10 protein-coding genes are annotated in these 12,621 nt (G+C 71.4%); 5 read left to right on the forward strand and 5 right to left on the reverse strand.

The annotated features are described in order from the left end of the window. Positions 1-5: 5 nt before the first annotated feature. The 3 genes from AC156L_RS33110 to AC156L_RS33120 all read right to left on the reverse strand — a co-directional run bounded on the left by AC156L_RS33110 (position 6) and on the right by AC156L_RS33120 (position 3,639). On the reverse strand, positions 6-728 hold the full coding sequence (locus AC156L_RS33110; protein WP_330878670.1) for a CoA-transferase subunit beta: 723 nt from the start codon (positions 726-728) through the stop codon (positions 6-8). A 77-nt stretch (positions 729-805) separates the two neighbouring features. Next, on the reverse strand, positions 806-1,603 hold the full coding sequence (locus tag AC156L_RS33115) for a CoA transferase subunit A (RefSeq protein ID WP_330878634.1): 798 nt from the start codon (positions 1,601-1,603) through the stop codon (positions 806-808). Positions 1,604-2,169: 566 nt separating this feature from the next. Next, positions 2,170-3,639, reverse strand: a complete 1,470-nt coding sequence (locus tag AC156L_RS33120; protein ID WP_330878635.1) for a SpoIIE family protein phosphatase — start codon at positions 3,637-3,639, stop codon at positions 2,170-2,172. A 171-nt stretch (positions 3,640-3,810) separates the two neighbouring features. Between AC156L_RS33120 and AC156L_RS33125 the strand changes: the two genes are divergently transcribed. Continuing rightward, a complete protein-coding gene (locus AC156L_RS33125) occupies positions 3,811-7,989 on the forward strand; it encodes a HAMP domain-containing protein (protein ID WP_330878671.1) in 4,179 nt (1,392 codons plus the stop codon). Between the two features lie 90 nt (positions 7,990-8,079). Here the strand turns inward: AC156L_RS33125 and AC156L_RS33130 are convergent, their stop codons facing one another. Further along, positions 8,080-8,550, reverse strand: coding sequence for a MarR family winged helix-turn-helix transcriptional regulator (locus AC156L_RS33130; protein ID WP_330878636.1), 471 nt, complete (start codon positions 8,548-8,550; stop codon positions 8,080-8,082). Positions 8,551-8,573: 23 nt separating this feature from the next. Between AC156L_RS33130 and AC156L_RS33135 the strand changes: the two genes are divergently transcribed. Both AC156L_RS33135 and AC156L_RS33140 read left to right on the forward strand, forming a co-directional pair. After that, positions 8,574-9,524 carry an alpha/beta fold hydrolase gene (locus AC156L_RS33135; protein ID WP_330878637.1) on the forward strand — a complete coding sequence of 317 codons (951 nt, stop codon included), beginning with the start codon at positions 8,574-8,576 and terminating at the stop codon, positions 9,522-9,524. Next, positions 9,521-10,408, forward strand: coding sequence for an NAD-dependent epimerase/dehydratase family protein (locus AC156L_RS33140; protein ID WP_330878638.1), 888 nt, complete (start codon positions 9,521-9,523; stop codon positions 10,406-10,408). The genes AC156L_RS33135 and AC156L_RS33140 overlap by 4 nt, the downstream gene beginning before the upstream one ends. Here AC156L_RS33140 and AC156L_RS33145 read toward each other — a convergent pair. Next, entirely contained in the window at positions 10,405-10,746 is a 342-nt protein-coding gene (locus AC156L_RS33145) for an STAS domain-containing protein (protein ID WP_330878639.1), read from the reverse strand. The genes AC156L_RS33140 and AC156L_RS33145 overlap by 4 nt on opposite strands. Positions 10,747-10,900: 154 nt before the next feature. Between AC156L_RS33145 and AC156L_RS33150 the strand changes: the two genes are divergently transcribed. Continuing rightward, the gene (locus AC156L_RS33150; RefSeq protein ID WP_330878640.1) at positions 10,901-11,293 is read left to right on the forward strand and encodes an ATP-binding protein; all 393 of its coding nucleotides are present in this window, start codon (positions 10,901-10,903) and stop codon (positions 11,291-11,293) included. Positions 11,294-11,663: 370 nt separating this feature from the next. Further along, positions 11,664-12,620 (forward strand): Ppx/GppA phosphatase family protein, encoded by a 957-nt coding sequence (locus tag AC156L_RS33155; protein WP_330878641.1) that lies wholly within the window; start codon positions 11,664-11,666, stop codon positions 12,618-12,620. The last annotated feature ends 1 nt before the right edge of the window (position 12,621 follow it).

Genomic DNA, 12,621 nt, shown 5'->3' on the forward strand with positions numbered 1-12,621 from the left:
CTCCTTCAGGCGGTGAGTGCGCGGAGGGCGGCGAGTTCCTGGTCCGTGGGTCGCTCGGTGGTCGTCAGGTCCGGCGAGACCTTCAGGTCCCAGCCGGTCTTCGCCTTCGCGGTGGCCAGGTCGACGCCGGGGTGGAGCTGGGTCAGCGTGAGCTCGCAGGTGTCCGGGTCGGGGCGGAGCACGCCGAGATCGGTGATCACCAACCGCGGCCCCCTCCCCTTGAGGCCGAGCTTCTCCCTGTCGCCCCTGCCTCCGCCGAAGCCCATCGAGGTCACGAAGTCCACGCGCTCGACGAAGGCCCGCGGGTTCTGCCGGACGATCATGTAGACCTCACCGCAGGACGCGGCGATCTCGGGGGCGCCGCCCGCGCCGGGGAGGCGGACCTTCGGGTCGCGGTAGTCGTCGCCGATGACCGTGGTGTTGATGTTGCCGAACCGGTCGAGCTGGGCGGCGCCGAGGAAGCCGACGTCGACGCGGCCCGGCTGGAGCCAGTAGTTGAAGATCTCCGGGACGCTGACGAGGCTGTCGGCCGAGTCGGCGAGCACACCGTCCCCGATGGACAGCGGCAGCGTGGCGGGCTTCGAGCCGATGGTGCCGGACTCGTAGACGAGGACCAGGTCCGGGGCGTGGGTGCGCCGCGCGAGGTTCGCGGCGGTGCTGGGGAGGCCGATGCCCACGAAGCAGACGGTGCCGTCGGAGAGGGCTCGCGCGGCGGCGATCGTCATCATCTCGTCGGCCGTGTAGTCGGCGGGAGGGTGGTCGGCGGGAGGGTGGTCGGCGGGGGTGCGGTCGGCGGGGGTGTCGGTCATGCCACGGTCTCCAGCCAGGTCCGGAAGGACTCGCGGTCCTTGCTGATGGTGTCCCAGCGCTGGTAGTAGTCGTTGTCGCGGGTCGAGTAGTCGTGGGCGTAGGACGGGTGGGCGCCGCCGGGCACCTCGGCCACGTAGTCCACGACCCAGGACGGGAGGACGACCGCGCCCGGTCGGGGTTCCAGCTCGTCGACCACCTCCTCCACGGTGACCAGCGATCTCCTCGCCGCCAGGACCGCTTCCTTCTGCACGCCGGTGATGCCCCAGAGCTGGACGTTGCCCCTGCGGTCCGCCCGCTGCGCGTGGATCACGGCGGAGTCGAGGTCCAGCGCCGGGACGGCGGTGAGGACCTCCCCGGTGAACGGGCAGGTGATGGGGGCGATGGTGTCGGTCTGCTTCGGCAGGTCGGTGCCCACGTAGCCGCGCAGGACGGCGAACGGGAGGCCCGACGCGGCGGCCACGTACCTGTTGGCCATGCCCGCGTGGCTGTGCTCCTCGATCTCCAGCGCGTTCGGCCAGCCGTTCTGGACGGCGTCGCGGAAGCGGTGCAGGGAGCCGACGCCGGGGTTGCCTCCCCAGGAGAAGACGAGCTTGCGGGCGCAGCCCGCGCCGATGAGCTGGTCGTAGATGACGTCCGGGGTCATGCGCACGAGGGTGAGGTCGCGCTTGCGCTGGCGGATCACCTCGTGGCCCGCCGCGAAGGGGATCAGGTGGGTGAAGCCCTCGAAGGCGACCGTGTCCCCGTCGTGGACCACCTGGGAGACGGCCTGCGCCAGGGGCGCGATGGTTGCCATGGGGTGCTCCTCCGTGGCGGGTGCCTTGTGTTCGCTGAGCGAACTTGTATCCGTAGGGCGAACGCTACCTGGGGTCGGGTGGGGTGGCCAGTGGTGTATCCGCTGAGTGGAAGGGTGGTTGGGGCATTTGTTGGTCGACGGGGTTGCTGGGGCGTTCCGCTTCCGGCGGTCCCGGCGGTTCCGGCGGTCCCGGCAAAGGCTGCTGCCGGTTCCAGCGCATACCTCTCCAGCGAGTTCCAGCGCACAGCGATGCTGTTCGTCCCAGCGCAGCGATACTGCGAGTCCCAGCGCACACCGCTGTCTCAAGTCCCAGCGTGCTGTGGCCGATTTGACTTGGGGACCCCTCTTTTGAGCCTTTGATCGGGCTAAAAGGGCAGTCCGAAGGCCTACCCGATCACTAATTTTAAGGCTCAAAACCCCAAGTCAAATCGGCCACGTTCCGTGTCCGGTCGGCTCGGGTTGGGTCGGGGTTGGGGCTGGGTCAGGTTTGGCTGGGCTGGGCTGGGCTGGGTCAGGTTTGGTTGGTTGGGCTGGGTCGGTTTGGTTGGTTGGGTTGGGCTTGCTGGTTAGCCCGTTGGTGCTGCTTGTAGTGCCAGGAGGGTGATGTCGTCGTGTTCTGACGGGCCCAGCCAGTCGAAGACCGCTCTGCGTATCGTGTCGATCGTGGCGTCTGCTCGTTGGCCTGCGCATTCGGCCAGTACCGCTTGCAGGCGTTCTTCGCCGAAGAGTTCTTCTCGGTTCGATTCCGCTCGCGCTTCCGTTATTCCGTCGCTGTAGAGCAGCAGGGTTTCGCCTGGTTTCACCGTTGTTGTTGTTTCTTGGAAGCGGACGTCCGACAGCACGCCTACGATGCCGCCGCGTGCCACTACTTCCTCGACCGTGCCTGCCGCGTGCAGGAGCATGGGTGGGGGGTGGCCGCCTGAGGCGATCGTGAGGTTGAGGCCGCCGTCCGCCAATTGGGTCAGGGTGCCCACCACCAGGGTGGTGAAGAGCTTGCTGCCCGCCGCCACCAGTGCGGCGTTGAGCAGGTAGAGGAGTTGGGCCGGGCGTTGTTCCACCAGCAGGAGGGTGTGCAGCGACCTGCGGACTCGACCCGAGTGGACCGCTGCTTCCAGGCCGTTTCCGCAGACGTCGCCCAGCACGAAGGTGGCGGTGCCGTCTTCTCGCAGGTGGACGTCGTAGAAGTCGCCGCCCACCTCCGTTCGCCTCGCGGCCGGGTGGTAGGCCGTTGCCAGCAGGGTGCCCGGCACGTCCGGTAGCGGTTTGGGGAGCAGGTCGGCTCGGAGCACGTCCACGACCCTGGACTGCTCGCCGTGGCGGATGGCCGTTTCCAGGGCGCGGGCGGCGTGGTCGCCGTAGCGGCGGATCGAGTCCAGTTCCACCGCGGTGAAGGGTTCGCGCGGTACTCGGCGCACGATCACCAGCGCGCCCAGTGAGGTGCCGCCCTTGATCAGCGGTACGGCGTGGGCCGAGCCCGGTTCGCCGAAGTCCACCGGGAGGTCCGGGGTGCTCTCGCCGCCGAACTCCGCGTGGGTGGTGGTGCCGTCCAGGACGTCCAGCAGGCCGGTGACCACGCCTGCCGACTGGCGGGTCGTGCGGGAGCGGACGACCTCCGTCGAGCCCTTGGCCCCGTGCCACCACTCGACCCTGCCGCGCGGGGCCGGGACGATCACGGCGCACTGGTCGCCCAGGTGGGCCAGGGCGAGTTCCACGATGGCGCGCAGGGTGTCCGCGCGGTCCGTCACCGCGGACAGGCGGTTCAGCGCCTCGTCCAGGAACGCCGCGCCCCAGGCCGAGGGCGGGTCGAGGTAGCAGGCGGTCCAGCCGTCGCCCAGCGCCTGGCGGCGGGCCGGTGCGGTCAGCGCGGTGCCGGGGAGCAGGGCCGGGTAGAGGGACCGCGCCGCGGGGTTGACCAGGACGACCGTGTCCGCTTCGTCCACGATGGCCACCGCCTCCTGGAGGCCGTCGACCAGGCGGCGCCACGCGGGCAGCGCGATTCCCGGTGCCTCCGTGTCCACACGGTGCCCCTGGGCCATCGGTTGCGCTCCTGGAGTTGGGGGACGGTGGTGGCGCGGCCTTCAACTTATCGGACCGGCTCGTGGGAGGCTTGGGGTAGATCGCCGATTCTCGCGGAGGCTGTAGTGACGACGGGGCTGGACGATACCGACGTGACGGGCGACGCGGCGCTGGAGCGCGTGCTCGCCGCGATGCGGGACATGCGCGACGGCAACTTCCGCCGCAGGCTGGTGCCCGCGGGCGGTGGTGTGGCGGCGGAGCTGGCCGAGGTGTTCAACGAGATAGCCGGGCGCAACCAGTGGCTGGTGGGCGAGCTGGTGCGGGTGCGGCAGGCCGTCGGGCAGGAGGGGCGGCTGGACGAGCGGATCGCGCCCGACGACGGGCAGGCCGGGTGGGCGATGGCCGTCGAGTCGGTGAACGGGCTGCTCGAAGACCTGATGCGCCCGACGACGGAGCTGAGCCGGGTGCTCGCCGCGGTCGCGGACGGCGACCTGACGCAGCAGATCCAGGTGACCGCGCGCGGTGACCTGGCGGCGCTGGCCGAGACGTTCAACTCGATGACGGCCACCCTGCGGACGTTCGCGGGCGAGGTGACGCGCGTGGCGCGCGAGATCGGCACGGACGGGCGGCTGGGCGGGCAGGCCGAGCTGCCGGGCGTGGCGGGCATCTGGAAGGACCTGACGGACTCGGTCAACTTCATGTCCGGCAACCTCACGGCGCAGGTGCGCGACATCGCGCAGGTCGCGACGGCCGTGGCGCAGGGCGACCTGACGCAGAAGATCACCGTGACGGTCGCGGGCGAGATGCTGGAGCTGAAGGACACCCTCAACACGATGGTGGACCAGCTCTCCTCGTTCGCGGGCGAGGTGACGCGCGTGGCGGTCGAGGTCGGCACGGAGGGGCGGCTCGGCGGCCAGGCCCAGGTGCCCGGCGTCGGCGGCACGTGGCGCGACCTGACGGACTCGGTGAACTTCATGGCGGGCAACCTGACCAGCCAGGTCCGCAACATCGCCCAGGTCGCCACGGCGGTGGCGCGGGGCGACCTGTCGCAGAAGATCGACGTCGACGCCCGCGGCGAGATCCTCGAACTCAAGACGACGCTCAACACGATGGTCGACCAGCTCTCCTCCTTCGCGGGCGAGGTCACGCGCGTCGCCCGCGAGGTCGGCAGCGACGGACGGCTCGGCGGTCAGGCGACGGTGCCCGGTGTCGCCGGGACGTGGCGCGACCTCACCGACTCGGTGAACTCGATGGCGGGCAACCTGACCAGCCAGGTCCGCAACATCGCCCAGGTCGCCACGGCGGTGGCGCAGGGCGACCTGTCGCAGAAGATCACGGTGAACGCCAAGGGCGAGATCCTGGAGCTGAAGACGACCCTGAACACGATGGTCGACCAGCTCTCCTCGTTCGCCGACGAGGTGAACCGGGTCGCGCGCGAGGTCGGCACCGAGGGGCGGCTGGGTGGGCAGGCGCAGGTGCCCGGTGTCGCGGGCACGTGGAAGGCCTTGACGGACAACGTGAACTCGATGGCCGACAACCTCACGGCCCAGGTGCGCAGCATCGCCCAGGTGACGACGGCGGTCGCGGGCGGCGACCTGTCGCAGAAGATCACCGTGGACGCGCGCGGCGAGATCCTCGAACTCAAGAGCACGATCAACACGATGGTCGACCAGCTCTCCTCGTTCGCCGACGAGGTGACGCGCGTGGCGCGCGAGGTCGGGACGGACGGGCGGCTCGGCGGGCAGGCGAAGGTGCCGGGCGTCGCGGGCACCTGGAAGAACCTCACCGACAACGTGAACTCCATGGCGGACAACCTGTCCGGGCAGGTCCGCAACATCGCGACGGTCGCCACGGCGGTCGCGAACGGCGACCTGTCGAAGAAGATCACCGTCGAGGCCAAGGGCGAGATCGCCGCCTTGGCCGAGACGATCAACGGGATGGTCGACACGCTGCGGTCGTTCGGCGACGAGGTGACGCGCGTGGCGCGCGAGGTCGGCACCGAGGGCATCCTCGGCGGCCAGGCCCGCGTGCCGAACGTGGCGGGCACCTGGAAGGACCTGACCGACAACGTCAACTTCATGGCGGGCAACCTGACCAACCAGGTCCGCAACATCGCCCAGGTCACCACGGCGGTGGCGCTCGGCGACCTGTCGAAGAAGATCGACGTCGACGCGCGCGGCGAGATCCTGGAGCTGAAGACGACCATCAACACGATGGTCGACCAGCTCTCCTCGTTCGCGGGTGAGGTCACGCGCGTCGCCCGCGAGGTCGGCACGGAGGGCCGCCTCGGCGGTCAGGCCGAAGTGGACGGTGTGTCCGGCACGTGGCAGAAGCTGACCGAGAGCGTGAACCAGTTGGCCAGCAACCTGACCACGCAGGTGCGCGCCATCGCGGCGGTGGCGACGGCGGTGACGGCGGGCGACCTGACCCGCCAGATCACCGTGGAGGCGTCCGGTGAGCTGGCGGAGCTCAAGGACAACGTCAACCAGATGATCGGCAACCTCAAGGAGACGACCCGCACCAACCAGGAGCAGGACTGGCTGAAGACGAACCTGGCCAGGCTCTCGGGGTTGATGCAGGGCCACCGCGACCTGGACGCGGTCGCGTCGCTGATCATGAGCGAGCTGACGCCGCTCGTGTCGGCGCAGCAGGGCGCGTTCTTCCTGTTCCAGCAGGAGGGTTTCGAGCTGACCGCGAGCTACGGCTACGGCAGGCCGGACGGCCGCGTGGTGCGGTTCGCGCCGGGCGAGTCGCTGGTCGGCCAGGCGGCGCTGGAGAAGAAGACCATCCTGGTGACGGGGGTGCCGCCGGGCTACCTGACCGTCTCGTCGGGACTCGGCTCGTCGACGCCCGCGAACCTGATCATCCTGCCGGTGCTGTTCCAGGGCGAGACGCTCGGCGTGATCGAGCTGGCCACGGTCAACGAGTTCACCGACGTGCACCTGGACCTGTTGGAGCAGTTGAAGGAGAACATCGGCGTCAACGTGAACACCATGCTGGCCAACGCCCGCACGGACGCGCTGCTCGCCGAGTCGCAGCGCCTGGCGCAGGAGCTGCGGGCCGGGTCGGCGGAGCTGGAGGACCGGGCGAAGCAGCTGTCGTCGGCGTCGAAGTACAAGTCCGAGTTCATGGCGAACATGTCGCACGAGCTGCGGACCCCGTTGAACAGCCTGCTGATCCTGGCGAAACTGCTGGCGGACAACCTCGACGGCAACCTCAACCCGAAGCAGGTCGAGTTCGCGCGCACGATCCACTCCTCGGGCAGCGACCTGCTCCAGCTGATCGACGACATCCTGGACCTGACGAAGGTCGAGGCCGGGCACATGCAGGTGCAGGCCGAGCCGGTGCGGGTGGCCGAGCTGGTCCGCTACGTCGAGGCGCTGTGCCTGCCGCTCACGGCGGAGAAGGGCCTGGAGTTCCACATCAGCGTGGAGCCGGACGTGCCCGTCACGCTGCACACCGACGAGCACCGGCTCCAGCAGATCCTGCGCAACCTGCTGTCCAACGCGGTCAAGTTCACCCACGAGGGCGGGATCGACCTGCACATCCGGCACGCGCAGCCGCAGGAGGCGCCGGACATGGCGTGGCCGCGCACGACGTCGATGCTCGCGTTCGACGTCCGCGACACCGGCATCGGCATCCCGGCCGAGAAGCTGTCGGTGATCTTCGAGGCGTTCCAGCAGGCCGACGGCACCACGAGCCGCAAGTACGGCGGCACGGGCCTCGGCCTGTCGATCAGCCGGGAGCTCTCGCAGCTGCTCAACGGCAGGCTCAACGTGCGCAGCGAACCCGGCGTCGGCAGCACGTTCACGCTGTACCTGCCGCTGACGAAGACCGGGCAGCCCGCCGAGATCCCGGCACCGCTGCCGGACCTGACCTCGCCGTCGGTGTCGGTGACCCGCGGCAGGCCCGCGCAGGCCGCCGTGGCCACCGCGCCCGCGACGCTGGTCGCGCCGGACCCGCTGCCCGCGGCGCCGACCCGGTTCCACGGCGAGAAGGTGCTGGTCGTGGACGACGACCTGCGCAACGTGTTCGCGCTGACGAGCGTGCTGGAGCTGCACGGGCTCCAGGTGATCTACGCGGACAACGGCATCGCGGGCGTGCGGGCGCTGGAGCAGTACGACGACGTGACGCTCGTGCTGATGGACATCATGATGCCGGAGCTGGACGGCAACGCGACGATGGCCGCGATCCGCGCGATGGAGCACTACGAGGACCTGCCGGTCATCGCGGTGACCGCCAAGGCCATGAAGGGCGACCGGGAGAAGAGCCTGGCGTCGGGCGCGACGGACTACGTGACCAAGCCGGTCGACACCGACCACCTGCTGCGGCTGATCGCCTACTACCTCGGCATGGGCGAGGGGGCCTAGTGCGGTGACCGCAATCCTCACCGGGTCTCGCGCGGCTCAGGTGGATCCCCCGCCCTGAGCGGCACGAACCCCGGCAGGGGTTCGCGGCCACTAGACCGCTTTGAGCGGGCCGGTGGTGGCGTCGGTGATGACCACCAGGAGCTTCGCCACGACCGGCACGAGGTCCGGCGGGACGTGGTCCAGGACGCGGCGGCGGGCGATGGCCAGGTGAGCGGGCGCGGCTGAGGCGAGCCGGGCGCGGCCCGCCTCGGTGAGCACGGCGACGTTGCCGCGCGCGTCCGCCCCGTGCCGCTCCTTGTCGACCAGGCCGTGGGCGCGCAGGGCGTCCACGACCCTGGTGACGCGCGACGGCGTGAGCCCGATGGCCGTGGCCAGCTCCGACATGCGCAGCCGCCGGTCGGGGGCCCGGTCGAGGGTCAGCAGGGTGGCGAAGTCGGTCATGGACAGGCCGGTGGCGCGCCCCATGTCGTCCTCCAGCACCCTCGGCAGCGCGTGGACGAGCCGTCCCAGCGTCGCCCACAGCAGCATCTCGTCCGCGGCCAGCGGCTCCTCGTCGGTCACCCGGCCATTCTGCCCTTCTTTGCTTGACCAGGCAAAGTTTTTCGACTACTACTTGCCTGGGCAAGCAAAGTTCACTGCTGGAGGAGGACGTCATCACCACACCACCACCGGGCGGCCCCGTCGCGGGTCTCCCCGGTTTCACCCACCGCTACGCCGAGGTCAACGGGGTGCGGCTGCACCACGTGGTCGGCGGCAGCGGCCCGGCCGTGCTGCTCGTGCACGGCTGGCCGTTCACCTGGACCGGGTGGCGGCCGACCATGCCGCCGCTCGCCGCCGCGGGCTTCACCGTGATCGCGCCGGACCTGCGCGGCTCCGGCGACTCGGGCAAGCCCGCGGGCCGCTACACCAAGCGCGACGAGGCCGAGGACCTGCACCACCTGGTCGCGCACCTGGGGTTCACCGAGGTCGACCTGGTGGGCACCGACATCGGCTCGATGGTCGCCCACGCCTACGCCGCGGCCCACCCGACCGAGGTCCGCCGCCTGGTGCTCAGCGAGGCGGCCCTGCCGGGGTTCGGCCTCGAACGGCTCATGGACGTCGCCGCGGGCGGCTCGTGGCACTTCGGCTTCCACGCCCAGGTCGACCTCGCCGAGATGCTCACGGCGGGCCGGGAGGACGCCTACCTCGACGGCTTCTGGTCGATGATGACCGCCGGGCGGATGACCCCCGCGCACCGCGAGGAACTGCTGCGCGCCTACCGCGCGCCCGGCGGGATGCGGGGCGGGTTCGAGCACTACGCCACGCTGGTCGAGGACGGTCGGGCGGCCCGCGCCGCCGCACGGCTGGAGATGCCGGTCCTCGTCCTCAACGGCGAGCACGGCCTGCCGCAGCGGATCCTGCTCGACGGCGCCCGCGAGGCCGCGACCGACGTGCGCGCGGACGTCGTACCGGGCAGCGCCCACACCATCGGCACCGACAACCCCGGCTGGCTCGCCGAGCGGCTCGCCGACTTCTTCCACGGGAGCGGAGCATGAAGGTCCTCGTCACCGGCGCCACCGGCTACGCCGGTTCCCGGATCGCCGCCGCCCTCAGCCGCGACGGGCACACCGTCCTGGGCCTGACCCGCTCGTCGGCGGGCGAACGCGCCCTGGAGGCGGTCGAAGTCACGCCGGTGCTCGGCGACCTCGCACAGCCGGACTCCTGGCGCTCGCACCTGCGCGACTCGGACGCGGTCGTGCACACCGTGCTCGACCTCGGCGACCCCGTCGGCAGCGACCGGCGGCTGTTCGCCGAACTGCTCGCCGCGCGGCAGGACGACGGCCGAGGGCGCCACCTCGTCTACACCACCGGCATCTCCGCCTACGGCCGCACCGGTCTGCCGCTGATGGACGAGACCACACCCGGCAACCCCGCCAGCCCGCTGCACTTCCGGTTCCAGCTCGAACGGGAACTCGCCGACTCGGGCCTGCCCCACACGGTCGTCCGGCCCGGTTTCCTCTACGGCGGGGCGGCGGGCACCTCGATGCTCGGCCAGTGGTTCGCGGGGCTGACCGCCTTCTACGGCGACACGGCCAAGCGGTGGAGCTGGGTGCACGTCGAGGACCTGGCGGACGCCTACACCGCCGTGCTGCGCGACCCGGCCCGCTACGACGGCGAGACCTTCGTCCTCGCCGACGACCAGCGGCTGCGCGCGATCGACGTGCAGCGGGAGGCGCTGCGCGCGGCCGGGCACACCGCGGAGGTCAGCCTGGAACCCGCCGAGGCTGGCGGGGTGCTCCAGGTGGCCGCCGACCAGGACGAGCTGGTCACCAGCGCGAAGGCCCACCGCCTGCTGGGGTGGCGACCGCGCCACCTCTCCCCCACCGACGCGATCGAGGTGCACTTCCGCGCGTGGCGGGCGGCCCGGCCGGTGGGCTAGTGCGGTTCGGCGGTCGCGTCGCCGACGGTCTCGTGGATGCTCATCACGCCCGTGAGGTCGGTCAGGCGGAACAGCTTGTGCACGGCGGGGCGCATCGAGGCCAGGCGGAGCCCGCCGCCGAGCCTGCGGTGCCAGTCGACCATGAGCGCCAGTCCCGTGGAATCCATGAACTGGAGGTCGGCCAGGTCGAGGACGACCCGGTCGGTCCGGCGGACGGGGCCCGCGACCGCGCGTTCGAGGTGTTCGGACAGGGTGGGCACGGTCTCGGCGTCGAGTTCGCCGGACACCACCACGACCTCCCACTCGCCGCGGGCCTCACTGCGCACCTGCAAGTCCATCGTCCCGAGTCCTTCCGCACGACCGATGCCGTGACCCAGAGATCGTGCAGCAAGGACCGGCCCGGCGCGAGCACCGGGTGGCCGAAGCGGCGGACCGTCCGGTGGATGTGCGACGATGCGGTCCGGCCGATCAAGGGCGAGCGGGGAGCGGGATGTGCTGAACGAACCAGCGACACCCGTCGCCGTTGAGCTCCCGGCGGAGTCCGGTTCGTGCTCGCGGGCTCGACGTCTGGTCGACGAAGCGGTCACGAACTGGGGCCTGCCGGAGGAGTTCGCGGACGACGCCGCGCTGGTGGTCACCGAACTGGTGTCCAACGGCGCGGACCACGCGGAGGGGCCGCTGCGGCTCACGGTGAGCCGCACGGACGACGGTGTGCGCATCGAGGTGCACGACCGTTCCTCCGCCCTGCCCGTGGTGAGACCGGTCAGCCCGGAGTCCCCCAGGGGTCGGGGGATGATCATCGTGAACGCGCTCAGCGAGAGCTGGGGCGTCGAGCCGGACGGGAACGGCAAGACCGTCTGGGCCGAGCTGGCCGTCGCGCGCTGACGGGGCGCCCCGCACCGGGGCCCTCGGCCGGGGTGCGTCCGCTGGTCGGCGTCGCGCGCGGATCTCCTCCTGCTCGGCGTCCCCGCTGCTCCCGTCCCGCGCGCGGGAGGACGTGGCCGGTTCGCCGTCGCGCTCCGCGTAGGCCGCCGGACGGGCCCCGGTCCGTTCCGCGCGGGTCGTGGGTCGGACCGCGGCACCCGTCGGACGGGTGCCGGACCGCGTCACGGACGGTCCAGTTCGCCCTCCTCCCAATGGCCCAGTGCGCTACCGCCGCCACGGTGACATTTGCCCTACCTGGGACACTGTGGGTTTGATCGAGTGCCCCAGCGGGCATGAACCCGGTCCCCGCACGACTTCAGGAGGCGCAGGAATGCCCGGTAGACCCGAGCGGGTCGGAGTTCTCGACGTCGGCTGTTTCAGCGCTCAGCTCGTCGTGGTGGACCGGGCACAGGGGTCGCTCCTGCACCCCGAGGTGTCGCACAAGGTGCGGCTGCGGATGGACCGGACGCTCGACGACCGGGGGCGCATCTCGAAGGCGGGCGTGGACCAGTTGGTGTCCGCGGTGCGCGAGGCCCGGCGGCTGGCCGACCGGGCCGAGGTGTCGACGCTGGTGCCGTTCGCGACCTCCGTCATCCGCGACGCCGCCAACGGCGCCGACGTGATGGAGCAGGTCGCCGTCCGCGCGGGCGTCGGGCTCGGCGTGCTGTCCGGGCCGGAGGAGGCGCGGCTGTCGTACCTGGCCGCCCGCCGCTGGTTCGGCTGGTCGGCCGGGCCGCTGGTGGTGCTGGACGTCGGCGGCGGCACGGTGGAGATCGCCGCGGGCGTGGCGGAGACGCCGGAGTTCGCCCGGTCGCTGCCGCTGGGCGCGCGCACCCTGACCAGGGAGTGGCTGGACGACGCCGCGACGACGCCGCGCAGGCTGCGCGAGCTGCGCGACCACCTGGTCGAGCGGATCGAGACGGTGCTGCCCGTGACGGCCGAGGGCCGCGCGGTCGGCTGCTCCAAGGTGTTCGAGCAGCTCGCCAGGCTCGCGGGCGCCCGTCCCCAGCGCGAGGGCCCCGCGGTGGCGCGGCAGTTGACGCTGGCCGACCTGCGCTCGTGGATCCCGCGGCTGGCCTCGCGGTCGGCGCGGCAGCGCGCGCGGCTGCCGGGGATCTCCGCGCACCGCGCCCGCCAGTCGCTCGCGGGCGCCGTCGTCGCGGAGGCGCTGATGTCGACCGCGGGGCGCGACGTGGTCGAGATCTGCCCGTGGTCCACCAGGGAGGGCCTGTTGCTGAGCCTGATCGAGCACCGCGGCCGTTCCGACGGCCGGGTCAGGGTCGCCTGAC

It is taken from the genome of Umezawaea sp. (assembly GCF_057122925.1).

What these genes read in the sequence shown, in the direction of transcription:
- AC156L_RS33110 (WP_330878670.1), bottom strand. Translation starts at nt 728, where the DNA reads ATGATGACGATCGCCGCCGCGCGAGCCCTCTCCGACGGCACCGTCTGC.
- AC156L_RS33115 (WP_330878634.1), bottom strand. Translation starts at nt 1,603, where the DNA reads ATGGCAACCATCGCGCCCCTGGCGCAGGCCGTCTCCCAGGTGGTCCAC.
- AC156L_RS33120 (WP_330878635.1), bottom strand. Translation starts at nt 3,639, where the DNA reads ATGGCCCAGGGGCACCGTGTGGACACGGAGGCACCGGGAATCGCGCTG.
- AC156L_RS33125 (WP_330878671.1), top strand. Translation starts at nt 3,811, where the DNA reads ATGCGGGACATGCGCGACGGCAACTTCCGCCGCAGGCTGGTGCCCGCG.
- AC156L_RS33140 (WP_330878638.1), top strand. Translation starts at nt 9,521, where the DNA reads ATGAAGGTCCTCGTCACCGGCGCCACCGGCTACGCCGGTTCCCGGATC.
- AC156L_RS33145 (WP_330878639.1), bottom strand. Translation starts at nt 10,746, where the DNA reads ATGGACTTGCAGGTGCGCAGTGAGGCCCGCGGCGAGTGGGAGGTCGTG.
- AC156L_RS33155 (WP_330878641.1), top strand. Translation starts at nt 11,664, where the DNA reads ATGCCCGGTAGACCCGAGCGGGTCGGAGTTCTCGACGTCGGCTGTTTC.